Below are 24,321 nucleotides of genomic sequence, written 5' to 3' on the forward strand. Positions count from 1 at the left end.
TTATTGGTGATATTATTTCTTACCGCCTACTTTATCAGGGTTTTGTTTTACAAAACTTGCCCAACCCGAATAACTTTTACCAACTTGAACACGACCAGAATTATAAAAATGGCACACCGCCGCAGCCAAACCATCTGTAGCATCTAGATTTTTAGGCAGTGTTTTAATACCTAATAAACTTTGCAACATTTTTGCTACCTGCTCTTTACTTGCATTTCCATTGCCTGTTATGGCCATTTTAATTTTTTTTGGTAAATATTCTGTAATAGGAATTTCTCTACTTAAACCCGCAGCCATAGCAACACCTTGCGCCCTACCTAACTTTAACATACTTTGTACGTTTTTGCCAAAAAAAGGTGCTTCAATAGCAATTTCATCGGGGTTGTGTGTTTCTATGAGCTCAATGGTACGTTCAAAAATGAGCTTTAGTTTTAGGTAATGGTCATTGTATTTTTTTAAATCTAACTCATTTAATTGTAAAAATTGCATGCGTTTACCAACCACTTTTATGAGTCCGAAACCCATAATGGTTGTTCCTGGGTCTATGCCTAAAATAATACGTTCTTCCATTTACTGATTACAAAAATAACATCCGCTAAGCGAAATAGAGGCGCCAAAAGTTAGTGTTAACATATTACCATTAAAAGCGCCAAAGCCTTCTTGAATTGGCTCAAAATCTTTTGAAAATCCTTTAATATATGACACATCAGTGTACACAGACAATTTATCTGAAATACCATAATGTACCTCTACCCCAGCCATTATGTTTAAAAATGACGTTTTATTATTGGTATAATTACCCAAAGGCTTCACCATAGAATATCCCGGGCCTGCGTGTAAAAACACACCTAATCTTGGAGGTAAAAAGTTTAGTGTTTCATTAACATCTAAAACAGCTTGAGCATTAACTCTTGAGTAGTTTAACTTGAATTCTTGTGCGTTGTCCTGATTTTTAACACGATTAAATCCATAATCTAACTTGGCTCCTAATTTTGGTGTAAACATATATTGCAAACCTAAATTCACTGATGGAAAGTTATATGTTTGCCCTTCAAAACCTTGAACAAAACCATTACTTGACGGACTATTAACACCCAAAGCAAATTGTGCTTTCAACCTACTTTTACTATCTTGAGATTGCATGGTTTTTACACCAAAAAATAAAAACAACAAACAAAAGGTTGCTGTATATTTTTTAAAAGCTGTTATCATACTTAAAATATGGTTTAATTTGCACAAATGAATACTGCGCTTTCATACAAAACTAAGCATTTCTTTTTTGTACTTATTAAGATAAGCATTGTAATTGGTGCATTTTATTTTATAGTTGAAAAACTATTAAGTAATCCAGATTTTAACCTTGCCGTTTTTAAGTCTTTTTTAAACACAACAGTTTTATTTTCTATAAAAACCATACTATTTTTACTTGTTTTAAGTGTCCTTAATTGGTTTTTAGAAATTTTAAAATGGCAACAGCTTGTTTCAACATTAAAAAAAATTAGTGTTACAGAAGCCTTAAAACAATGTTTAGGTAGTTTAACGGCCTCTTTAATTACACCAAACCGCATTGGCGAATATGGTGCAAAAGCACTATTTTACCCCAAAAACTTACGTAAAAAAATAATGTTATTAAACCTTATAGGCAACACCTCTTTAATGTTTATAACATCAATATTTGGTGTTATTGGTTTGTTGTTTTTTGTTACTAAAAACAACTTACAATTAAACCACTTTAAACTAATTAATATTATTTTAATTGTTTCTTTTTTGTTGACTTTAGCGTTTTTTATCTTGAAAAAATTTTATGCATTTTCTTTTAGTAAACTGATTGCTTTCTTTAAATTATTACCAAATGATATACTTTTTTCAACCTTTGTTTTATCATTACTACGTTATTTTATTTTTTCATTTCAATTTTATCTATTGCTTATTATTTTTAAAGTTGACATTGATTATTTCCATGCCATGATTTACATTACATCTATGTATTTTCTAGCATCGGTTATACCTTCAATATTTATTTTTGATATAGCAATAAAAGGCAGCGTAGCCTTGTATTTATTTGATTTCTTAAGCATTAATGCCTCTATAATTTTAAGTATTACAACAATTATGTGGCTTTTAAATTTTGTGCTACCAAGTATTATTGGCAGCTATTTTGTTCTTATATTTAAATTACCAAACACTAAAAATTAACATGCTACTAATAACTTGTTGCATCATATTTTTATACCTTTTTTTAATAGGAAGTTTTATTTACGGGTTTAGAAAAGTTGATGTTTTTGAAATTACCGAAACATCAAAACACACTTCATTTTCTATTATTATTCCTTTTAGAAATGAAGCAGAAAACTTACCCAATTTACTTCAAACTATAGCATTTTTAAATTACCCCAAATCGTGTTTTGAATGTTTGTTTGTTAATGATGATACAAAAGATGCATCTGTTGAAATTATAGAAAATTTCTTTAGTAATAGCAACGTGAATTTTAAAATAATCAACAATAAACGTGTATCAAATTCACCAAAAAAAGATGCTATTTCAACGGCAATAAAACAAATAAAAAACCCTTGGATTATAACCACTGATGCCGATTGCGAATTACCTGTAAATTGGCTTAATAGCTTTAATAGCTTTATTAAAAACTATAATACAGCATGTATTGTAGCGCCCGTAACATATAGTAACACCACTGGTTTTTTTGAACAGTTTCAACTTTTAGACTTTTTAAGTTTACAAGGTTCCACCATGGGTAGTTTTGGTATTAACAGACCGTTTATGTGTAACGGAGCTAATTTTGCGTATACAAAAAAGCTATTTAACAAACTTAATGGTTTTAATGGTAATGAAACTATTGCCAGTGGAGATGATGTATTTTTTTTAGAAAAGGTAGTAAAACACCAACCAGATAAATTACACTATTTAAAAAATAAAGATGCCATAGTTACTACTAAAGCTCAAGCTTCATTTAAAAGTTTAATTAATCAACGGTTACGGTGGGCATCAAAAGCTAGCGCATATAAACATTGGTTTGGTAAATTTACAGGGCTAACAGTTTTATTAACAAATAGTTTATTTTTAGTACTCATGCTACTTGCTATTTTAAAACTAACTACTTTTAATCTGTTAGTATTTTTTGCGGGTATAAAATTTAGTATTGATTTTATTTTACTTTACAAAACAGCGTCTTTTTTTAACCAAAAACAAATCTTAAAATATTATATTTTTGCGTTTTTGTGTTACCCTTTTTTTAGTGTATATGTTGTTTTTATTTCGGTGTTTAAAACCTATAAGTGGAAAGACAGACGTTTTAAAAAATAACACATATTAATTATTCTACCCCAATAATTACTGGCAATGTAAATGTTGTTTTTACATACTGATCGCGCTTTATAGCAGCATACACATTAGGCAAAGTTTGTAAACTAGCTTCTATCAACTCTTTTAAATTAGGTATTTCATGCAGCGTTAAACTATCAATATTTGTTTGATGCAATGTAACAACACCGTTTTCTGAAACTTTAAAGTTAAGCTTAATGGTGTCGTTAACATCCTGCGTTACTACAATCATTTCATCTTGCAAATAATTTAAAATATGTGTAGACAACGTATGCTCAAAACATACTTTTTTACTGGCTTTAGTTGCCAGAGAATCACATATTGAAAACGATGGATACACATCAACCTCATCCCAATTAAAGGTTTTAAGTTCTTCGTTTAAAATGGCTTCAGAAGTTGTTTTTTTAGCCTCAAAATACTGGCACGAAGTAAAAAAAGTTAACAATATAAAACCAAAGGCCTGCTTCATAGATTAAAAACTATGTGCGTAAAGTACGATTTTTTTGGTTTTTAATTTTAACATTTATACAAATTTGTAACATTTACATACAAATTGGGTCTATATATTATATATACATTTTTATGGACATTTTATTAATTATTATAGCATTATTATTTATGGTTTTAGGTATCATTGGTAGTTTTTTACCTATTTTACCTGGACCAATAACTAGTTGGGTAGGTCTTTTAATTTTACACCTAACCAAAACCATACCTGCTAACAAAGCTTTTTTAATAGTAACATTTTTAATAGCCATTTTAATATGGGTTCTAGATTATATTATACCTGCAATTGGCACAAAAAAATATGGCGGTAGCAAATATGGCGTTATTGGCACATCTGTAGGGCTTATTATTGGACTAATTACACCAATACCGTTTGGTATCATTATAGGACCTTTTTTAGGTGCGTATTTTGGTGAAATTTTAAATGAAAACAATAGTAAAAAAGCATTAAAAGCTGCTTTTGGTTCCTTTATTGGCTTTTTAACTTCTACTTTTATAAAATTTATTGTTGCTATGGTTTATTTAGGTTTATTTATTGCAACCCTTTGGGAATACAAAAACCTAATAATCAATTAGAAAAAGAAGAGCCCTGTGGGTCTCTCACCTCCACAGGGCTGTAAATTGCTATTATCAACAAAAAAAATTGAGGGATTAATTAATTTTTGAAGTGTTGACACTACAAAGATACAAAAACAAGCCCAATTAGGGTTGTGGAAAAACCGTAAATTAAGTATGGAATTGAGTATTTTTTGAGTAGTACGCGCGTAATTTCAATATAAAACCCTTTAAAACACAGACGTTTGCTATACTTTTAACACTAATTGCCTTTCATCGAATAAATTAAAAAAAACTAAACAAAACCTTTTTTTCTGGCTTCATTTAATAGAGTTTCATCTTGTCCGTCTTCAACATTAAAAAGTTCTTTTAACTGTTTTTTCCGTTTTTCAACAGCACTTAAAGAAATATCTAAATGCGATGCTAAATTTTTTGTTTTAATGCCTTGCGATAGCAAAAATAATATTTTTCTATTCTTTTCATCAATCACAATATCACTTGCTATAACTTTTTTAATATAACTATTAACAGTACCGCTATAAAATGGCGGATTATTTAATACCGCTTGAAATGCACTTGCAAGCTCACTAGAAGTTAAATCGCTTTTAATTAAGAAACCTTCAGGTTCAATATTTTTTATAATGTTGTGAATTCTAAATGATTCATTGAACATTGTTAAAACAATAATTTTTGCTTTGGGTAGAATAGCTCTTGCGTATTCTGCTAAATCTTCTCCAGAACTCATTGTGCCATCTGTAGAAGGCGGCAGGCTTATATCAACAAATAATAAATCATATGGGTAATTTTCTTTTATTGATTTATCGATGCGTTTTATAGCTTCATCACAATTATTTGCTATGTGTATTTGTAAATCTTGAGAATCTTTTTTTGTGAATAACAGAGTGTTTTGATAACCTTCAATAATCATTGGATGGTCATCAATCATTAAAATTTTAATTTTTTCAGTCATAAAAACTAGGGTTCTATGCTATAGGAACTTCAATGGTTACAATGGTTCCTTTGTTTTTTGTTGATGTTATGTTTAGTTTGCCTTTAATGTCGTTTATTCTTGATGTAATATTTTTTAAACCTATACCAGATTTAGCTTTATCTACATCAAAGCCTTTTCCATTATCTTCAAGCGATAAGCAAATTACATTATTTTTTAGTTTAAAACTAATTTTAACAAATAAAGCATTAGCATGTTTATGAATATTATGCAATGCTTCTTGAATGATTCTATAAATATGAATTTTGTTTTTATTAGTTATAGCATCCCAATTAATGATATCATCATGCTGAAACTTATATTCTAAGTTATATACCGATGTTTGGGTATCTACAAGGGTTTTGATTATATCTATAAAACCGGCACCAGCAACAAAATCTGTATTCAGTTCATGTGATACTTTTCTAATATCTTCTTCTATGGTTTTTAACTCGCTTATGTACAGACTACGGTTTTTTACAGCTTGTTCTGTATTATTCATATTCAAACTATCTAAACTTAAGCGAGTGCCAAATAAGCGCCCCAAAACACCATCATGTAATTCTTCTGAAATACGCTTTTTTTCTAAAGCTCTAGCCTCTTCAATGCGCTCGTTTTGTGATAGCATTAAATTATAAATTTCTTCATTGGCTGCTTGTTGTTTTTGTATAAACTGTAGTTCTTTATTTTTATTACGTTGCAATATTATTAAGTATAGTAAAAATGAAGTTATAATTATAACAATAGTTATTATTAGCAACCACATACGTTCTTTATTTATACGAATATTTTCTTGCTCTATTTGCTTAGTCTCAAACCTAATTCTTGCAAATTTGTCTCTTCTGGCACGTTCTATTTTTTGTAAACTATCATTTAAAACCACATAGTTTCTTAAATGATTTGCAGCAACTTCACCTTCTTCTATTTTTGAAAGAATAAGTAACGATTTTAATAAATCATCATTATTAAATTCTTCTGAAAGCGCTTTGGCTTTATAGCCATAATATTTAGCTGAGTCTTTTTTATTTAGATGATTATAAAATTCGGCTAAATGCTGATGTAGTATTATAGAGTTATACCTACCACCTATACTATCACTAATTTTTAATGCTTTTAAATACAACCCTGGTAACTGCTGATACTTTTTAGATTGATATAATGTATTTGCATAATTGCCTAATGCTAATACATACACATCAGGATAATTTTTAATAAGGCTTTTATTTGCAACTATTTCATTAAATTTTTCAATAGCTAAATTATAGTGTCCAGCTCGTCTGTAAACTTTTAATAAATTATTTAAGGTTAAGCCTATACTTCTCTCAAAATCACCATCTAAGCCGCGTTTTAATTGTAATGATTTTTCATAATAATTAATAGATTCATCAAACTGTTCTAACTCATCATAAACAATTCCTAAATTATTAAAAATGTATGCTTTATACTTATTAACATTATTTGTTGGTGGTAGCTCATTTAAAATAGCTCTAGCTTCGGTAGATGTTAGCTCACTTCCGGTATAATCCTTATCGTAAGTCTGGCTTACTGCTATACCATAAAGCGCCATAGCACTTTCGTATTTACTATTATAGGTTTTGAATAGTTTTTCGGCTTTTCTTAAATAATGATATGCGCTATCGCCTAACAAAGACTTCCTGTAAATTTCGCCAATTTGAAAATACTTGCCGGCTATTTCTAAAGAATCGTTTGTTTTTAACAACTTTAGTTGCTTTTGAATAGAATCTATAGACTCTAAATTTTTAGTTATTTGTGCATTTGTTGTTAAAAACACACACATTAAAACTATATGCAGTAAGTTAAACTTCAAGAAAATAATAATTTTTTATTCTCAAATTTATAGTAATAATTTAAAACTAAAAGTGCTTAAACAAAAAAATCCTATACGAAAGCATAGGATTTAATAAATATGATAGAACTTTAAAACTAGTCTTGTCCGTTACCACCAGTATAAGGTGCTTCTTTAGTATTAGGAGATTCTAATACATCGTCTTCATTTAAATCTTGCTTAGTACAAGACGTTAAAGTTGCTAATAAAACTGCAATTGCTAAAGTAATTTTTAGGGCTTTCATAATTTTTAGGTTTTAAGGTTTAATTATTTATTTAAATTTTAAAAAATACGCGTGTTTGAGATTTTGAAATACATCAAAACCAAACTGTTGAGGGTAAAATGGAATAATTAACCTTAAATTATCGTAGAAAACCACGCAATTTAATTATGAGGGAATTTGTGATAAAATATCACTTAAATAAAATGGATTAATAAAACTTAACATTGAGGGGGTTAATTCTGTTAAGCGTTGCTAAACTAGGTTAAAGTGTTCGATTAAAAAACAAAAAATCGACAAAAAGCAAATAAAAACGTTGAAAAGATATTTTGATGTTTTTTTCTTACAAAACAGACTTGGTTTTTACTAAGCTGGTTTTCACTATTTTAGTTTTAACATCTTCATTTAAATGCATATTCTGAAGTCTATGAATTAGCATTTGGGCTGCATTTGCACCAATCACTTTAGCGTGTTGTCTTACAGTGGTAAGTTTTGGTAATGTATGATAAGAATCTGCTTTACTAGCGTAACCTATAACAGACATATCTCTAGGTACTTTTTTACCTTGATTTACAGCAGTATTAATGGCTATAATACCTGATGAGCTATCGGCGGCAATAACGCCATCAACATCTTTATTTTTCTTTAAAAACGATTTTATTTTCTTTTGATGATCGTCTTTCTTTTTAATTATTAGTGAAACAGGCTCCATATCGTGGTTTTCTAAAATAGCTTTTGTATAACCACGTTCTCTAAGTTTTCCAACACTTATTTGGTCTATATTACTAATAAAAGCAATACGTTTTCTGCCTTCTTCTAAAAGGCCTTTTGTTGCATTGTAAGTTGCATCAAAATCATCAACTATAACTTTATCACACATTACATCATGTGCAACTCTGTCAAACATTACAATTGGAAGCCCTTGACTAATGGTTTTTTTAAAATGATCTACTTCATTTTTAATTTGAGTTTCTTCAGCTACACTTAGTATAAACCCATCTACACTACCATTTGCTAAAATTTGCAAACTTTCTTTTTCTTTATCTAATGATTCGTTTGAAATACACGTTATTATATTGTAACCAAGCTTTGTTGCTTCTCTTTCTATACCAAATAATACTTTAGCTAAAAAATGATTTAAAATATTTGGAATAATAACCCCTATAGTTTTGGTTTTATTTTGCTTTAAACTTAAAGCTACTTTATTGGGTTTGTAATTATACAGTTCTGCAAGTTCTTTAACACGCCTAACGGTTTCTTCGCCAATTTCCTCACTATTATTAAGTGCTTTTGAAACTGTAGATATTGAAACATTCAACTCTTTTGCTAACTGCTTTAATGTTACCATATATAATGTATTAGTATGCGGTGCAATTTACAAAATAACTTTAAGCAAAAAAGTATGAATTTATTACAAACTAAAACTATATAAAAATTATATATTAGTTAATAAAACCCTTTTGCTACCTAATTTGAACTTAAATTTTAAGTATTAACTAAAAGTAAGCACTAAATTTGTGTTTTTTGTAAATTGACATTTTATACAATGAAAGACACTGCTGTTTTAAAAATAAAAGACAAAACCCAATCTATAGACACCATTAAAATTGAACCTTTTAAAAAAAGCGTTAGAAAAACAGCACCGCATAAACACAATAAATATTTAGAATTTGTTTACTTTACAAACGCATCAGGGTTTCATGCCATAGACAACTTAAAAATTACTATTAAACCGCCTATTTTTTTTGTTATAAGAAAAGAGCAAGTCCATTTTTGGGATATCACTTCAGAACCTGAAGGCTTTGTAATTATTATAAAAAAAGACTTTATTGATGATTGTGCTGATATTGAATTACACCAATTATTACTTAAAATAAGTGCCTTTACACATTTTACACCAAAAGATAACACCTCTATTATAACCATTTTTGAATTATTAACTTCTGAATACAAAAGTGAAACTAAAAATAGAAGTATTATTGAAGGCTTACTAAAAGCTTTATTAGGTAAACTTTTACAATTTAACAGTAACGACCAACAGTTAAACAACAGTTTATATCATAAATTTACAGATTTATTAACTAATGAAAACAAACTATCAAATAGTGTTGAGTATTATGCTGAATTGCTAAACACCAGTCCGCAAAATTTAAATACCAGTTGCAGAAATGAATGCGGGAAATCTGCTTCAGAAGTAATTTCAGATTATATTTTAAGTGAAGCAAAACGATTACTACTGTACACAGACAAAACTATTACCGAAATTGCATATACACTATCTTTTAAAGACAACTCACACTTTACAAAATATTTTAAAAGGCATATTGGCTTTACACCTAGCGCTTATAAACTACATTATTAATTAAACAAACCTGAAATAAACACTAACACTGTAGAGTCATTATCAAAACCTTCTCTTATACGTTGGTATGCAATTCGCATTTGTGACTCAACAGTTTTAACAGAAATTTGTAGTTTATCCGCAATTTCCTGGTATTTGAGCCCTTGCAATTTATTAAGCTCTAAAATTTCTTTACACTTAGGTGGCAACGCTTCAACAATTTGTTGTAATTTTTTTACACGTTGTTTAACAATGTGTTTATTTTCTTTAATAGCATCTCTTAAAGCTTTTTCTTTTAATTCATCAAAAAAAGCATTTCTGCGTTTAGTACTTCGGTAAAAATCAATATAAGCTCTATGCGCTACCGTGTATAAATATCCTTTAACAGATTTTGTTACATTAAGCTCATTACGCTTTACCCAAATATTTACAAACATTTGTTGCACAATGTCTTCCGCTGTAGGCTTATGCTGTGTGTATACCAAAACATAATTCACAAGGTTTTCATAATACTTTTGAAACAATACCTCAAAAGCATTCTTATCATCTAATTTTATAGCATGTATAAGATCTAAATCTTGCATTAATTACCCCATTGTTAACCACAAATGTGAAAATATATATTGTAAAAAAAAAATTTAAAAAAAATGTTAAATTCTTTTAAGGGTTTTTATAAAACAAAACCGACACTTAAATATAACACCACATAATTTCTAAAAAATTGAAAAAGATAATTATTAAATACTTAACCAATTCTATTGATAATATAGAACTAAATAAGCTAAGAGACTGGTTAAAAAAACCTAAAAATCAAAAAATCTTTAAAGATTTCATAATAGATGATTTTAACCTAAATAACGCTTACAATAGCGTAAATGTAGATGAAGCTTTGAGCAACGTTTGGAAACATATTAACAAAAAACCTAAAGTAATTCCGTTTTACAAAAAGGCTATATTTAAATATGCCGTTGCAGCTTCAGTTACTATTTTAATAGCTACTTCAATTTTACTAAATAATAAAAACCAAACCAACAACACACCTGTTATTGTAAATAACAATATTGAAACAGGTACAGATAAAGCCATTTTAACTTTAGATGATGGTACAAACATAACATTAACTAAAGGGAAAGATTACATAACTAGTAGTATTTCTAGTAATGGCGAAGAAATAATATATAACAAGCCCAATAAAGCAAACAATGAAATTGCATATAATTATTTAACTATTCCAAGAGGCGGACAATATTATTTAAAATTAGATGACGGCACCCAAGTTTGGCTAAACTCAGAATCTAAACTTAAATATCCTGCAAGTTTTTCAAACACAGAAAAAAGACAAGTTGAATTGGTATATGGCGAAGCTTATTTTGATGTTTCTCCTAGCCATAAAAACAACGGTACCAAATTTAGTGTAACCACCAACAACCAAGAAATTGAAGTTTTAGGAACACAATTTAATATTAAAGCTTACAATAATGAAAATGAAATTTACTCTACACTTATTGAAGGTAAAATAAACCTAAAATCGGCCGCTAGTATTGTTGCTGTAAAACCAAACCAGCAAACAATTTTAAACAAAGAAACTAACAACTTAACCATAAATAATGTTACTGATATTTACAGTGTAATATCTTGGAAAAATGGCGTGTTTAGTTTTAAAGATATGCCACTTAACAAAATAATGAAAGTGCTTACAAGATGGTATGACTCTGATGTTGTTTTTGTAAATAAGGAAGTAGAAAACATTGAGTTTACAGGAATACTAGATAAAAATCAAACTATTGAAGAAATATTAAATACAATATATAACACTAACAATGTACCTTATGAAATAAATAATAAAACTATAATATTTAGGTAAAAAAGAAAGGGAAAAGAGGTTAGGAATTCTCACAACACAAACCTCAACTTCCCCTAATTCAATTAATTAATGTTTAACTAATTAACGCTAACAAATTTATGGAATTTAAATTAACAAAAGGTTTTTTCCTTTTAAGAAAAAATCTCCCTAAAATCATTATGAGAACATTCATATTCTTATTATGCACAACAGTTTTTGGGTTTTCGTCCACAAACATTATGTCTCAAAATGCTAAGGTTAAAATTGAAACAGATCAAACCCTTTCAGTTGATCAAGTTTTTGATCTAATTAAAGCACAAACAGACTACAGGTTTATTTACAGATCTGATATGTTTAAAAACTACCCAAAAGTAGATGTGAAAAAAGGCACTGTAAAAGCTAATAAACTACTAGAAAAAAGTCTTTCTAAAGGCAATTTTAAGTTTAACATTTCAGCTAATAATACCATAACTATAAAAAAAGCTGCAGATGTACAAGAATTAGTTTTAACAGGAGTTATAACTGATAAAAACGGCATGCCTTTACCTGGTATTACTGTTTATGTGTCTAGCAGAGAACCTGGTTCTGGTAAAATATCTAGTGATTTTATAGTTAGAGGTACCGCTACCAATATTGATGGTGAATTCTCCTTAAAAGCCGAAGTTGGTTATTATTTAGTAGCCTCTGGGTTAGGGTATGAATATTATAAAACTAAAATTACACCAAACAAAACAATTTATAATATCGAATTAAAAGAACAGTTAAGTTCTCTAGATGAAGTTGTAGTTGTATCATCTGGTTACCGAGAAATTTCTAAAGAACGTGCCACGGGCTCTTATGTAGGTGTTTCAAAAAATCAAATTGAAAAACCTTCAACTAGTATTGCAGAAAGATTAACAGGTGTTGTGGCTGGTTTACAAACAACAACCAATGCAGATGGTTCCATAGCTATACAAATTAGGGGGCAATCATCATTAAGCGCTAATGCGCAACCGCTTATTGTTGTTGACGGTTTCCCAATAGATTCTGGCTTAAATATATTTGGAGATTTAGGAATTGCTAACAGCAGCAGCCCCGATATTAACGGAGGTTTTGGTACTATTAATCCAAATGACGTAGAAAGTGTAACTGTATTAAAAGATGCCGCAGCAGCTTCTATTTGGGGGGCTAAAGCAGCAAATGGTGTTATTGTTATTACAACTAAAAAAGGAAAAAAAGGAAGAACAAACGTTTCTGTGTCATCTTTTGTGAGAGCTTCTAGTAAAATAGATTTAGATTATGCTTTAGCTAGAGCTAACAGCCAAGAAACATTAGCTTATGAGCAAGCTGCTTTTGATACTAACTTTTTTGGCAGTGTTTTAGGCAACCCTCCAGGAAATAGCCCAAGCACCAGAGATTTTGGTTCATATTCACAAGCTATTGTAGCTATGAATGAGGCACGCTTAGGTAGAATTACCACAGCCGAAAGAGACGCTACACTTAGCTATCTTTCTTCTTTAGATAATAAAAAGCAAATTAGAGACAACTTATTAAACGCACCTTTAGTTACGCAACACAATATTGCTATTAATGGCGGTACAGAAAAAATGTCTAATAGTTTATCTTTAATGTATGAAGATAGCAAAACCTATTTTCAAGGAGATAAACAAACAAAATATCTTATCAATTTTAGAAACAACACAAAATTAAGTAACAGGCTTAATTTTGAGTTTAGCGCCATGTTACAACATAATGATATTGATACTAATTCTGGTCAGGCAGATCCGTTATTTGGTACTGGAGGTATGTTAAACACTATAAAATCTTTAGCACCATGGGATATGCTTAAAAATGAAGATGGCAGTTTAACAGATATGTCTTATTTACATTATTACAGACCAAATGTAGATGCTTATGTACCTTTTAATAATTTTCCTTACTCAGATTGGTCTTACAACCCCATTACCGAAATTAACAATAGAGACTTAAACACTAAGCAATTAAACGCAAGAATAAATGCAGGCTTAACTCTAGATTTAATAAAGGGGATGAAATTATCTTCTAGAATTCAATATGAAATTTTTAATTCTGAAGCAGAAAATTATTATAGCGACAAAACATTTGATGTTCGCCAATTTATTAACGAAACATCGGGTCCTGAATGGAATTTTGGTGGTGTACCAACACAATTAGTTCCTAAAGGCGGTATTTTAGAACAAGGTAGCAGCGAAATTAGATCGTATAATTTTAGAAATCAGTTAAGCTACAATCGTACTTTTTGTGATAAGCATAATATAGATTTTATTGCAGGAACAGAAGTGTCAAACAGAGTGTTTTCTACAACATCAAACCCAGCTGCTTTTGGTTATGACCCAGAAAGATTAACGACTTCACGTTTATTAGTTGATGTAGACACCCACTCACTATGGAATTTTTTCCCAGCACGTTTCAGTAGCTTTTTTTACAACTTTGATTTAGCTCCAGAACACTCATTTACAGAAAGAACAAATAGATTCTTTTCTATGTATGGCAATTTAGCTTATACATACAATAACAAATATACCGTTTCGGGTAGCTACAGAACAGATGCCGCAAATATAGTGGCTCCAGATCCTAAATTACGTTATGATCCTTTTTGGTCTGTTGGCTTGGGTTGGCATGTAGATAAAGAAGAATTTATGAATAATGTTAATTGGGTAGACAGGTTATCACTAAGAGCAACATACGGTGCAGGAGGTAACATAATACCAAGTGCATCATTCACACCACTAATTAATTTAAGCAATTCCTTAAATGATGTTACAAACCAAATAACAGCTAGTGTTACAGACCTTGGTAACCCACAACTAAGATGGGAAAAAACCTATAGCTGGAATTTAGGGGCAGATTTTTCTTTATTTAACAGCAAATTAAATGGTGCTATAGATGTTTATAACAAGCAAGGTAAAGACTTAATAGTTAATCAAGGTTTAACATCTGTGTATGGTACAACTAGCCAGTTATTAAACAGAGGTGAAATGGTGAATAAAGGGGTTGAAGTAAGTTTAGGTACCACACTACCAATAAATGGCAATAACATTGTTTGGTCTGGTAATTTAACCTTTTCTCATAATAAAAACGAAATTACAACTTTTGAAAGAGGTGTTTATACAGCATCTGATTTAACTGCTGGCCCAACAACTTCATACAGAGAAGGTTTTGATGCTAATACCTTATGGTCTTACCAATACGGCGGCATGTTTGATTTTGGTACTGGCACACCAGAACCAACTGTAATAGGTGTAGATGGTGAATTAGCACCATTAACCACATTTGTTAATGGAGATGCCAGAACTTTTATGGAGGCGCAAGGTACAACCAACGCACCAACTATAGTAGGTTTTAGAAACTCATTTAAAATTCACGACTTTAACCTATCCTTTATTGTTACAGGTAAATTTGGCCATGTTTTTAGAAGACAAGGCTTTAATTACAATGCTGTTACTGGTGGTAATACTAGTGTAAACGAAAAGTACAATGAAGTTGCAAACGGAGACCCAAATAGCATTATACCTATACCAGAAATCTCATCTAGATATTTTTTCTATGATAGGTTTTACCCTTATATGAATTATTTAACTGAAAGTGCAGACCACATAAGGTTTCAAGAAGTTAACTTAACTTATAATTTACCTAATAAAGTAATATCTAAATTAGGCTTAAATAGTTTAAGTTTTTATGCGCAAGCAAATAATGTTGGTGTGGTTTTATTTAATGATTTTGATGAAGACCCAGAGTTTCCAAAAGGCACTTTAAGGCCACAGGCTACTTTTACATTTGGTATGAATTTAAACTTTTAAACTAAAACACTATGAAAAAAACATATAAATATATAGCAATATTACTACTAATAACAGCTTTTAGTAGCTGTGATGATTTTTTAGAAGAAAATCCTTCTAAAAACGACTCGGTAACACCAGAATCTTTAGAAGATTTTGAAGCGTTATTAAATAACTATAATGAATTTTCAGATGAAGCTATTTTTCCTTTACTCTACGGTTCTGATGATTTTGAGTTAAGCACAAATATGCATGATAATTTTAATAGAGCATATACTCCTGCTAGTGCTATATTTGGTACTTGGAACACAGAGTTAGCAGCCAATGAATCTGGCAGATTTTCTGGTTGGCCAGCAGAGTGGGAAAAAATATTTACAGCCAATTATATTTTAGAACAAATTGACGCTGTGGCAGCATCTGAAGAAGAAAAAGCCAATATAAAAGCCGAATGTTATTTTATTAGAGCTTACAGTTATTTTGTTTTGGCAAATGTTTATTGTTTACCTTATTCTACTACTAATTTAGATGAACTAGGCTTACCTATAAAACAAACAACAAGTTTTAGTGAAAGTACAGCCAGAGTTAGTTTAGGCGAAACTTATAATTTTATAGAGTCAAACTTAATGAATGCTTTAAAAATCACAAGAGAATTTAGTCAAGTTAATGGTTTAAATAACTCTTGGCGTGCAAGCACTGCTGCAGTTAATGGGTTTGCAGCTAGGTATTATTTAGCATTACATGATTATGCCTTGGCACAAGATTATGCACAAAAGGCATTAGATGAATATAGTAATTTAAGAAACTATAATACAGATATGCGTTTTTCTGATATACCAGCTTTTGCAACTATATTTAATCCTGCCCCAGAGCGCGTTGAGTTGTTATATCCTTATACACACGATCAACAAAATGTAGCAGAAGATAGGCTTGAATTTGGAGAAACCTATTATTTCAGATTTTTGTCAAACCCTAATTGGGCAAACTGGCCATCACAAGAATTACTTAATCTTTATGATGATCAGTATGATTTAAGATATAAATTTCACGTAGTTGAAGACTATTCATATGCTCGTGGTGCCTTTGCACCGCCATTTAGTTATCCTGGTTATATTTTCTTTTTTAAAGATGATATTCCAAGTGGGCCTTCTGTACCAGAAATGCTATTAATTAAAGCAGAATGCCAAATTAGGCAAGGTGCTTGGGCAGACGGGTTACAAACAGCAAACATACTAAGAGCTGCTAGAATGGATGCCACTGCACCTGTAGATGCAATAGAACTTAGCGCGTTAAATCAAAACGAAGCCTTAACAAAAGTTTTAGAAGAGCGCAGAAGAGAAATGCCTTTTGTGCATAGGTGGTATGATATTAGACGTTACAATAATAATGATGATGCATCTGATGATGTAATCTTGTCTAGAACATTCTACCCTTTTAACTCAAGTGCTATTAATGGTGGCGAAGCGCCAATAACAACAACACTTGATGTAAAATCTAGAAAATTCGCTTTTCCAATTCCAAATGAAGAAATTTTAATTTCAAACGGAGAGCTAGAACAAAATCAGTATTAATTATTTTGTTAGTTATTTTTTTAAACAAGGCTTATAGATTATAAGCCTTGTTTTCCCTATAAACTATTCTTAAACCATTAGTTAATTAACAAATCATTAACTAAAAAAATTAAGGGTTACATAGTTTAAAAATCTTCATATATAAAAACACAAAACACTATTTAAAAATTACAGTATGGGCAAATTAAAATTTATTACCATAGCTTTTTCAATTGCTATGCTTTGGGCTTGTAAAAAAGAAACTCCTGTTAACTATGCGTTATTTTCTGGAAATATTAGCAATACTAAAGGTGGCGAACTTAAAGTGAGCTCGTTAAATGGTTTTTCAAAAACAATTAACGTGAAAGACACAGGCATGTTTTCTGATACTCTTTTTATAGAAGAAAACGGTGTATACAATGTACGCTTTGGCAATTTAAGATTTGCTGCATATATAAAACAAGGCGCTAATATTAATATTGAAGCCAATGAAAAAGAGGCTTTAAAAAGCCTGAAACTAAAAGGAAGTAACGCAGAATTAAACAACTACTACGTAAACAAAGCCATTAAGAATTTTGATTTTATGATGGATAGAGAAAGTAATTTTAATGTGGATGAAACTACTTTTGAAGCTAATGTTTCCAATTTTCAAAAAGATTTAGAAAACCATCTTACCTCACTTAAAGATATTCCAGAAAACATTAAAGAAAAAGAGTTAAGAGCACTTAACTATGGAAGATTAGCTAAAAAATCTAGTTATGAAAGAATGCATGGCTATTTAACAAAAAACCGAGAATTTAAAGCTTCTGAAGCCTTTAAAAAAGAATTGGAAGAAATTACGCTTGACAACGGGGAAGATTATTTATACTCATCAGATTATCAAAGCATGGTTTCAAATAGTATTCGCAGTGCTGCTATGAAATATTACAGTAAAGATTCTTTGCCCTATCCAGAGGCGAATGCAAAAGCAATGGCTGATATCGCTAACCCAATCATTAAAAACGCCGAGTTATATAAAGCTATTTCAAGGCGTTTACCAATGTCAAAAGATAAAGACAAAGATCTTCAAGACTTTTTAAATGCATCAACAAACAGAAAACACATTAAAAAAATAAAAGAATTACACGAGTCTCTAAAAGCTTTAGATAAAGGGCAACCATCTCCTAAATTTCATAATTATGAGAATTATGCAGGTGGCACAACTTCTTTAGATGATTTAAAAGGCAAATACGTTTACATTGATGTTTGGGCAACTTGGTGCGGGCCATGTAAATACGAAATTCCATTCTTAAAAAAAATAGAAGAGCAATACCTTGGTAAAAACATTCATTTTGTAAGCATTTCTACAGATAAACAAAAAGACAAAGATAAATGGAAAGCTATGATTGCCGATAAAGAAATGGGTGGTATACAGTTAATTACAGATAACGATTTTAACACTTCTTTTGTATCTGATTATAAAATTATGGGTATTCCTCAATTTATACTATTAGACCCTAATGGTAATATTGTACAAGCCAATGCTCCAAGACCTTCAGATGAAAAACTAGTAGAATTATTTAATTCTCTAAATATATAATTATGAAAAAAAGTATTTTAATATGCTTAGTGGCTGCTATATTTTTTGCATGTAAAAACAAGCCAAATGCACAAGAAACTATTACTGGTTACACTATTACAGGTACCATTAAAGGCTTAAGTTCTGGTACAGTAAAAATTGTAGAAGAAGGAAATAGAGACCGCTCTAAGTTAAAAACAATAAATAGTACAGAAATAGCTAATGGTGAATTTAAACTTACAGGAAAAGTAGAACACCCAGATATGGTTAGCTTAGTTATTAATGATAAAAGTAGTAGTTTCTTTTTAGAAAATAGTCCAATAGAAATAACTATAAATTGGTCTGATGTAAAAGAAAACGATTGGCGATTCACTTCTACAGTATCCGGTTCAAAAACACATGATGAGTACACAAAAATAGATCAGGAAGCAAAAGCTGTTTTTAAAGACCCTAAGTATAAGGTTTTAGACTCTCTTAGAAATTTGGTTATTGCAGCTAAAAAAAGCAAAAATCAAAAAGATATGGATAAAGTATCGGCGCTTCAAAAAGAACTAAGACCATTAATGTTAGAACAAAGTGAAAGATATACCAGCACTAAGTTTAATTATGTAAAAGCAAATCCTAGTTCTCCTGTTGCTGTACATATTTTAGGGTTTCAGTATTCTGAAGGCAGAATGAGTAAAGATCAACTAAAAGAATATTACAATTTATTTACAGGTGATGCCCGTAAAACATCATTTTTTAAAAACTATATTACAAAGGTTTATAAAGATAATTTTGAAAACTTAGGTGTTGGTAATACAGCACCAGATTTTACACTTAAAAATTTAGAAAACAATAACCTTACGTTATCTAAAATAAATGCCAAATATAAATTGGTAGATTTTTGGGCAAGCTGGTGTGTGCCATGTAGAAATTCTTTTCCTCATTTAAAAGAATTAAGAAAAGAATATAAAAATGATGGTTTTGAAATTATTGGTATAGGTACTGCAGATGTTGAAGATAAATGGCGTAAAGCTATTAAAGAAGACCAAACGCCGTGGTTGCATGTATTTGATACTTCACCTGTAAAAAATGGAAGAGCATCCTATGGAGCAATAGCAAAAGCTTATGGCGTTCCTCATTTACCAACTACATTTTTAGTAGATGCTAATAACACTATTGTATTAAGAAACCCAACCAAAGAAGAGTTAGATGCTAAACTTAAAGCGCTATTTGGTCATTAATAAAGTAGTAGAATTATGAAAAGCACTATGTTAAAATTATCGGGATTACTGCTTATTAGTTGTCTGTTTTGTATGAGTTGTAAAACCAATAATGCACTAAACGGATATACAATTACAGGTAATGTTAAAGGAGCAGAAGATGGTACTTGGGTAAAACTTAAAAGCACACCATCATTATTTACAGACCCTTTAATTACTATTGATAGTACTACCATTACTAATGGCAAATTTAAGTTTACAGGTAAAGTGGCTAATGTAGATATGGTAGGTGTACATATTGGCACAAAAACTAGCGCATATTTTTATTTAGAAAACAGTAAAATAACCATTGATATAGATGTATTAAGTTCTGAAGCAACAAGTGGATACAATGCTGCCAAAGTAACAGGATCTAAAACTCAAGATTTTTACAAGCTACAATTACAAAAAATGGATAGCATTAAAAATCAAGATAAATACGGTGCTTTTAAAGGGTTTAGAGAAATGGTTATGGCCGCAAAACAGTCTAAAGACGCTGCTTTAATGGATAAAGTAAAGCAAAAAATGGAAGCTTTAGAGCCCTTAGAAAAACAGCAACAGGAAGAGCTTAAGACGTTTAAAACAAACTTTGTAAAAAACAACCCTACATCACCAATTGGACCTAAAATAATGGGAGTTTCATTTAGTGAAATTATGATGTCTAGAGAAGAAATGAAAACAGTATATAACCTTTTTAAAGGTGATGCTGTAAAGTCTAGTGCTTTTAATTTCATTAAAAAAACCTATGAAGATTATGTAGAAAAGTTTGTTGCAGGTGCTACGGCTCCAGATTTTACTCTAAAAACAGTATCTGGAGATGACTTAACCCTATCTAATGTTAAGGCTAAATATATATTATTAGATTTTTGGGCTAGCTGGTGTGTACCTTGCAGAGCTTCTTTTCCTAAGTTAAAAAAGGTTTATAACACCTATAAAAGTGAAGGTTTTGAGGTTGTAGGTGTAGCTACTGGTGATAAAGATAAAAATTGGAGAGATGCTATACAAAAAGACCAAACGCCTTGGTTGCATGTTTTTGATGTTAATAAAAAATCTATAGGAAGAAATGGAGATGTAGCTGATGCCTATGGCGTTCCTTTTTTACCAACTACTTATTTACTAGATAGTAACCTAAAAATTATACTTAGAAACCCTACAAAGGAAGAATTAGATACAAAACTTAAAGAATTATTTAAGTCTTAAAAATTTAACAATATACACTATGAAAAACACACACAAAATACTATTTGTTTGCTTTATAGCGCTTATAAGCTTTAATAAAAACAACGCTCAAAATAAAGATAATACTTTTACAATTACAGGTGAGATTAAGGGCTTAAAAGGAAATTTATATTTTAGACATCCAGATAAAGAGTATTCTAGAACCACACCTTCAGATTCTATTATAGTTACTAATGGTAAATTTAAATTAACAACAAACGTTTCTAAAGTTGCTTTAATAAGGGTGTTTCCTAAGTTTAGTGGTCCAGATAAAAAACTATCAAAAATACCAAAAGGCGGTAGAGGTTATTTTCCTGTTAAATGTGCTTCTATAATGGTATATGCATCGCCAGGTGCAAATATCACAATTAAAGGCGAAGCAAAAGATTATTTTGATGCCTACCCAAGCGGTGATGCTTTTAATGATGGTTTAGCTAAAGTTAACAAACTTACGTACCCAATGTATAATGAGATGGGTAATTTAGCAGTAGAAAGCACCTATACTGATGATAAAGCTAAAAAAGAAGAGATTAATAAAAAGTCAGAAGCTATTTCTAAAAAATCTATAGATGCTCTAGTTAATCATATAAAAAATAACCCTAATGCTTTAGCTTCTGCTTGGTATTTAAACGATTTAATGTTGCGTACCCAAGTTACTAATGAGCAAGCAGAAGAACTATTTAGCGTATTATCTACAGATTTAGCTACTTATAAAGATTATAAAGATGTTGCAACAAGAGTACAGGGTATTAAAGAAACTGCAGATGGTTCTCCTGTACCAAGCATAAAAACCAATGCAACTTTAAATGGTGAAATTTTTGACATTAACAGCCTAAAAGGTAAGTATGTTCTTATAGATTTTTGGGGTATATGGTGTGGTCCTTGCGTTGCAGAAATGCCTGAAGTAAAAGAGTTTCAAGAAAAACATAAAGATAATTTAGTAGTTGTTGGTATTAACTCTGGAGATACAAAAGAAAAAATAGAAGCCTTTGTAAATAAAAATAATTACGGTTGGATGCAATTAATGAGTGATAAGAAAAATACACCAGACAATTTTGTAAACAGGTTTAACGTACAAGGGTTTCCTACGAAGTTTATAATAGACAGAAGAGGAAAAATAATTAAAAGATTTGTTGGTAGCGGAGAAGAAGCCTTTAAAATGCTTGAAGAGTTACTTAAAAGCTAATTAATAACAAAAATTATGCGTATAAAACATTTTATGGTATTTATAGCTTTTGTTGCTATTAACTGCACAATTGTTGCACAAACTAGAGGTAATGAGTTTGATGCGCCTACACCTGTAGATCCTGTGAAAGTTAATGCAAGTATTGTTTCTACAGAAGATCCTACGGTTAAAACTTTAATTTTTAATGCAACAATTTTAGAGGGCTACCATATTTATGCCTATGTATCTCCAAAAGATCCATACATACAATCTAAAATAGAATTAAAACTTCCTGAGGGTGTTACTAGTATAGGTGAACTTCAAACCCCAACTATTAAGGCTTATCCAGGAAAAGGAGAGTTATATGTGTATACTGGTAAAATACAGTTTAAGCAATCAATAAAAATAGAGGCTAATTACTACAACAATAATGTTATAAAGTGTGGTTTGTTTTACCAAACCTGTAATGCCAATATTTGTTTACCACCTACACAAAAAGACGTTTTATTAACTATAAAAAATTAAGGAATGAAAAATTCACTACATAAAATTTTGCTTATCATTATTATGATAGCTTTAGTACCTACAGGCTATAGTCAAACACAAAAGTCTAATTTAAAAATATTGTATGTAGGTACAAACCCAGACAAACCATTAACAGATAGAGAAAAAAGAATAACAAATAATCTAGAGCGCAAAGTTGCATTACGAAAATCTAGAACTAACGATTTTAAAAATTTTATTGGCCAATATTTTAATTCTGTTACAGTAGTATATGGTGATGAATTTAAAGAAGAAATGGCATCTGATTATGATGTTACCATTATTGATGCGTACTTAAAGCATTTTGCAGGAGGCTATACAAAAGATGAAAATGGAGAAATAACAGGCTATACAACCAGAAAGTTTTTAACAGAAAACTATAATGCTGCGACAATAATGATTGGGGAACCATCTGCATATATTGGAGAAGGAAGAGATTTAAAAATTGACCATTTATGTTTATGTTTAGATGCTCATGCACATGGTATGAAATTAGATCACCCTATTTTTAACACACCTAACAAAGTAAGTGTAGCCTATGAAACCATAGAAACACCTGCTAACTACAAGGCAAGATATGGAGGCAGAAATTTAGAAGAAACAATGCAAATGTGGCGTATACAAACCGAAGGATATACCGAAGGAAAAGGAATGCCTGTAGGTTTAGTTTCTACAGGTTACGCTTTTGACAATGGTATAGATGCCGAATGGATTTCTGGAGGTAACAACTCTAAAGGTGTAGAAGCTACTGCTATTGGGCGTCATGCAAATTTTTTACATTGGGGGTTTGCTGCAGCACCAGAATATTTAACAGAGAGTGCTAAACTAGCTTTTATAAATGCTGTACACTACATAGCACCTTTTAAAGGAACAAAGCAGATTACTAAAAAAATAAAAAGAATGCCTTTAAGAGAATATCTTAGAGAAAGCCAATGGACGGTTTCTGATGAAGGTTCTGCTGCATGGTTGCATTATGTTAACAAAGACCTAGATAAAAGAAGGGAAAACAAAGCAAAACTAAAAGAAAAGAAAGATGCTGGTGAAGAACTCTCGCAACTAGAAAATATGATGTTAAGAATGCCTATAGAAAAACATACAAGAATTTGGACTATTAGGCATGAGCCACAAAAGTTAAAGGACAAGTTTGGAGAAAATTGGGCTATGTATGAGAATTATTATATTGAAAATATGGATTATTTTTACCCAATTCCTAATGAAAGATACACATATTGGAGTGATGTAGATGAAGATGCTAAAGCTTTAGGAATAGCGAATAACAATATTAAAATTTTAGAAACCGCTATTACTATGCTTGTTAATAAAGACCGCACAGAAATGGCTAAACGTATCTTAAAAAGGTACACTAATGAATCATTTGAATCGGCTAAAGAATGGAAAAAATGGTTTAAGAAAAACCATAAAAGCCTTTACTTTTCTGAAGGTGATGGTTTTAAATATATTGTAATTCCTTAATATTCCCCAACAATATTAGGTATTCAAAATGAGCTTTAATTAGCTCATTTTTTTCATGTAGTGTTTAAACAAAAAAGCATCCCAATTTTCAATAATGAAAAAAGGAAAGCTTTCCATTGGTAAAATACTGAACCG

The 24,321-nt window shown here is 30.4% G+C and carries 21 protein-coding genes; 13 read left to right on the top strand and 8 right to left on the bottom strand.

Annotation, left to right across the window (positions count from 1 at the left end; translation table 11 throughout):
- Nucleotides 1-12: 12 nt before the first annotated feature.
- Nucleotides 13-570 (bottom strand): crossover junction endodeoxyribonuclease RuvC, encoded by a 558-nt coding sequence (gene ruvC / locus ACYX4H_RS03550; RefSeq protein WP_476237839.1) that lies wholly within the window; start codon nucleotides 568-570, stop codon nucleotides 13-15.
- Nucleotides 571-1,212 (bottom strand): outer membrane beta-barrel protein, encoded by a 642-nt coding sequence (locus ACYX4H_RS03555; RefSeq protein WP_476237840.1) that lies wholly within the window; start codon nucleotides 1,210-1,212, stop codon nucleotides 571-573.
- Nucleotides 1,213-1,239: 27 nt separating this feature from the next.
- On the opposite strand from ACYX4H_RS03555, the gene ACYX4H_RS03560 reads away from it, so the two are divergent.
- On the top strand, nucleotides 1,240-2,196 hold the full coding sequence (locus tag ACYX4H_RS03560) for a hypothetical protein (RefSeq protein ID WP_476237841.1): 957 nt from the start codon (nucleotides 1,240-1,242) through the stop codon (nucleotides 2,194-2,196).
- Between the two features lies 1 nt (nucleotide 2,197).
- Nucleotides 2,198-3,322, top strand: a complete 1,125-nt coding sequence (locus tag ACYX4H_RS03565; RefSeq protein WP_476237842.1) for a glycosyltransferase family 2 protein — start codon at nucleotides 2,198-2,200, stop codon at nucleotides 3,320-3,322.
- Nucleotides 3,323-3,332: 10 nt separating this feature from the next.
- Here the strand turns inward: ACYX4H_RS03565 and ACYX4H_RS03570 are convergent, their stop codons facing one another.
- Entirely contained in the window at nucleotides 3,333-3,809 is a 477-nt protein-coding gene (locus ACYX4H_RS03570; protein WP_476237843.1) for a hypothetical protein, read from the bottom strand.
- 113 nt (nucleotides 3,810-3,922) lie between these two features.
- Here ACYX4H_RS03570 and ACYX4H_RS03575 point away from each other — a divergent pair, with 113 nt between their 5' ends.
- The gene (locus ACYX4H_RS03575) at nucleotides 3,923-4,423 is read left to right on the top strand and encodes a DUF456 domain-containing protein (RefSeq protein WP_476237844.1); all 501 of its coding nucleotides are present in this window, start codon (nucleotides 3,923-3,925) and stop codon (nucleotides 4,421-4,423) included.
- 274 nt (nucleotides 4,424-4,697) lie between these two features.
- On the opposite strand, the gene ACYX4H_RS03580 is transcribed toward ACYX4H_RS03575, so the two are convergent.
- The 4 genes from ACYX4H_RS03580 to ACYX4H_RS03595 all read right to left on the bottom strand — a co-directional run bounded on the left by ACYX4H_RS03580 (nucleotide 4,698) and on the right by ACYX4H_RS03595 (nucleotide 8,805).
- On the bottom strand, nucleotides 4,698-5,372 hold the full coding sequence (locus ACYX4H_RS03580; RefSeq protein ID WP_475295807.1) for a response regulator: 675 nt from the start codon (nucleotides 5,370-5,372) through the stop codon (nucleotides 4,698-4,700).
- 13 nt (nucleotides 5,373-5,385) lie between these two features.
- On the bottom strand, nucleotides 5,386-7,218 hold the full coding sequence (locus ACYX4H_RS03585; RefSeq protein WP_476237845.1) for a tetratricopeptide repeat-containing sensor histidine kinase: 1,833 nt from the start codon (nucleotides 7,216-7,218) through the stop codon (nucleotides 5,386-5,388).
- Nucleotides 7,219-7,334: 116 nt separating this feature from the next.
- Entirely contained in the window at nucleotides 7,335-7,481 is a 147-nt protein-coding gene (locus ACYX4H_RS03590; protein WP_476237846.1) for a hypothetical protein, read from the bottom strand.
- A 319-nt stretch (nucleotides 7,482-7,800) separates the two neighbouring features.
- Entirely contained in the window at nucleotides 7,801-8,805 is a 1,005-nt protein-coding gene (locus ACYX4H_RS03595) for a LacI family DNA-binding transcriptional regulator (RefSeq protein WP_475295810.1), read from the bottom strand.
- Nucleotides 8,806-9,003: 198 nt separating this feature from the next.
- Here ACYX4H_RS03595 and ACYX4H_RS03600 point away from each other — a divergent pair, with 198 nt between their 5' ends.
- Entirely contained in the window at nucleotides 9,004-9,819 is an 816-nt protein-coding gene (locus ACYX4H_RS03600; RefSeq protein ID WP_476237847.1) for a helix-turn-helix domain-containing protein, read from the top strand.
- On the opposite strand, the gene ACYX4H_RS03605 is transcribed toward ACYX4H_RS03600, so the two are convergent.
- Nucleotides 9,816-10,382: an RNA polymerase sigma factor gene (locus ACYX4H_RS03605; protein ID WP_476237848.1), complete on the bottom strand. Its 567-nt coding sequence runs from the start codon at nucleotides 10,380-10,382 to the stop codon at nucleotides 9,816-9,818. The genes ACYX4H_RS03600 and ACYX4H_RS03605 overlap by 4 nt on opposite strands.
- A 137-nt stretch (nucleotides 10,383-10,519) precedes the next feature.
- Here ACYX4H_RS03605 and ACYX4H_RS03610 point away from each other — a divergent pair, with 137 nt between their 5' ends.
- The 9 genes from ACYX4H_RS03610 to ACYX4H_RS03650 all read left to right on the top strand — a co-directional run bounded on the left by ACYX4H_RS03610 (nucleotide 10,520) and on the right by ACYX4H_RS03650 (nucleotide 24,186).
- Nucleotides 10,520-11,662, top strand: coding sequence for a FecR family protein (locus ACYX4H_RS03610; RefSeq protein WP_476237849.1), 1,143 nt, complete (start codon nucleotides 10,520-10,522; stop codon nucleotides 11,660-11,662).
- A 158-nt stretch (nucleotides 11,663-11,820) separates the two neighbouring features.
- A complete protein-coding gene (locus ACYX4H_RS03615; RefSeq protein WP_476237850.1) occupies nucleotides 11,821-15,459 on the top strand; it encodes a SusC/RagA family TonB-linked outer membrane protein in 3,639 nt (1,212 codons plus the stop codon).
- 11 nt (nucleotides 15,460-15,470) lie between these two features.
- Nucleotides 15,471-17,006, top strand: coding sequence for a RagB/SusD family nutrient uptake outer membrane protein (locus tag ACYX4H_RS03620; RefSeq protein WP_476237851.1), 1,536 nt, complete (start codon nucleotides 15,471-15,473; stop codon nucleotides 17,004-17,006).
- A 175-nt stretch (nucleotides 17,007-17,181) separates the two neighbouring features.
- Nucleotides 17,182-18,564 (top strand): TlpA family protein disulfide reductase, encoded by a 1,383-nt coding sequence (locus ACYX4H_RS03625; protein WP_476237852.1) that lies wholly within the window; start codon nucleotides 17,182-17,184, stop codon nucleotides 18,562-18,564.
- A gap of 2 nt (nucleotides 18,565-18,566) precedes the next feature.
- Nucleotides 18,567-19,769: a DUF4369 domain-containing protein gene (locus ACYX4H_RS03630; RefSeq protein ID WP_476237853.1), complete on the top strand. Its 1,203-nt coding sequence runs from the start codon at nucleotides 18,567-18,569 to the stop codon at nucleotides 19,767-19,769.
- Nucleotides 19,770-19,784: 15 nt separating this feature from the next.
- Nucleotides 19,785-20,987, top strand: coding sequence for a DUF4369 domain-containing protein (locus ACYX4H_RS03635; RefSeq protein WP_476237854.1), 1,203 nt, complete (start codon nucleotides 19,785-19,787; stop codon nucleotides 20,985-20,987).
- Between the two features lie 19 nt (nucleotides 20,988-21,006).
- On the top strand, nucleotides 21,007-22,191 hold the full coding sequence (locus tag ACYX4H_RS03640) for a redoxin family protein (protein WP_476237855.1): 1,185 nt from the start codon (nucleotides 21,007-21,009) through the stop codon (nucleotides 22,189-22,191).
- A gap of 15 nt (nucleotides 22,192-22,206) precedes the next feature.
- Complete coding sequence (locus ACYX4H_RS03645) at nucleotides 22,207-22,695, top strand: protein-disulfide reductase DsbD domain-containing protein (protein WP_476237856.1); 489 nt, start codon at nucleotides 22,207-22,209, stop codon at nucleotides 22,693-22,695.
- Nucleotides 22,696-22,698: 3 nt separating this feature from the next.
- Nucleotides 22,699-24,186, top strand: a complete 1,488-nt coding sequence (locus tag ACYX4H_RS03650; RefSeq protein ID WP_476237857.1) for a hypothetical protein — start codon at nucleotides 22,699-22,701, stop codon at nucleotides 24,184-24,186.
- Nucleotides 24,187-24,321 lie beyond the last annotated feature (135 nt).

It is taken from the genome of Seonamhaeicola sp. ABD4_340, assembly GCF_056312135.1.

What these genes read in the sequence shown, in the direction of transcription:
- ACYX4H_RS03590 (WP_476237846.1), bottom strand. Translation starts at nt 7,481, where the DNA reads ATGAAAGCCCTAAAAATTACTTTAGCAATTGCAGTTTTATTAGCAACT.
- ACYX4H_RS03555 (WP_476237840.1), bottom strand. Translation starts at nt 1,212, where the DNA reads ATGATAACAGCTTTTAAAAAATATACAGCAACCTTTTGTTTGTTGTTT.
- ACYX4H_RS03645 (WP_476237856.1), top strand. Translation starts at nt 22,207, where the DNA reads ATGCGTATAAAACATTTTATGGTATTTATAGCTTTTGTTGCTATTAAC.
- ACYX4H_RS03620 (WP_476237851.1), top strand. Translation starts at nt 15,471, where the DNA reads ATGAAAAAAACATATAAATATATAGCAATATTACTACTAATAACAGCT.
- ACYX4H_RS03575 (WP_476237844.1), top strand. Translation starts at nt 3,923, where the DNA reads ATGGACATTTTATTAATTATTATAGCATTATTATTTATGGTTTTAGGT.
- ACYX4H_RS03605 (WP_476237848.1), bottom strand. Translation starts at nt 10,382, where the DNA reads ATGCAAGATTTAGATCTTATACATGCTATAAAATTAGATGATAAGAAT.
- ACYX4H_RS03635 (WP_476237854.1), top strand. Translation starts at nt 19,785, where the DNA reads ATGAAAAGCACTATGTTAAAATTATCGGGATTACTGCTTATTAGTTGT.
- ACYX4H_RS03640 (WP_476237855.1), top strand. Translation starts at nt 21,007, where the DNA reads ATGAAAAACACACACAAAATACTATTTGTTTGCTTTATAGCGCTTATA.
- ACYX4H_RS03565 (WP_476237842.1), top strand. Translation starts at nt 2,198, where the DNA reads ATGCTACTAATAACTTGTTGCATCATATTTTTATACCTTTTTTTAATA.
- ACYX4H_RS03595 (WP_475295810.1), bottom strand. Translation starts at nt 8,805, where the DNA reads ATGGTAACATTAAAGCAGTTAGCAAAAGAGTTGAATGTTTCAATATCT.
- ACYX4H_RS03615 (WP_476237850.1), top strand. Translation starts at nt 11,821, where the DNA reads ATGAGAACATTCATATTCTTATTATGCACAACAGTTTTTGGGTTTTCG.
- ACYX4H_RS03600 (WP_476237847.1), top strand. Translation starts at nt 9,004, where the DNA reads ATGAAAGACACTGCTGTTTTAAAAATAAAAGACAAAACCCAATCTATA.
- ACYX4H_RS03580 (WP_475295807.1), bottom strand. Translation starts at nt 5,372, where the DNA reads ATGACTGAAAAAATTAAAATTTTAATGATTGATGACCATCCAATGATT.
- ACYX4H_RS03630 (WP_476237853.1), top strand. Translation starts at nt 18,567, where the DNA reads ATGAAAAAAAGTATTTTAATATGCTTAGTGGCTGCTATATTTTTTGCA.
- ACYX4H_RS03625 (WP_476237852.1), top strand. Translation starts at nt 17,182, where the DNA reads ATGGGCAAATTAAAATTTATTACCATAGCTTTTTCAATTGCTATGCTT.
- ACYX4H_RS03570 (WP_476237843.1), bottom strand. Translation starts at nt 3,809, where the DNA reads ATGAAGCAGGCCTTTGGTTTTATATTGTTAACTTTTTTTACTTCGTGC.
- ruvC (WP_476237839.1), bottom strand. Translation starts at nt 570, where the DNA reads ATGGAAGAACGTATTATTTTAGGCATAGACCCAGGAACAACCATTATG.
- ACYX4H_RS03650 (WP_476237857.1), top strand. Translation starts at nt 22,699, where the DNA reads ATGAAAAATTCACTACATAAAATTTTGCTTATCATTATTATGATAGCT.
- ACYX4H_RS03560 (WP_476237841.1), top strand. Translation starts at nt 1,240, where the DNA reads ATGAATACTGCGCTTTCATACAAAACTAAGCATTTCTTTTTTGTACTT.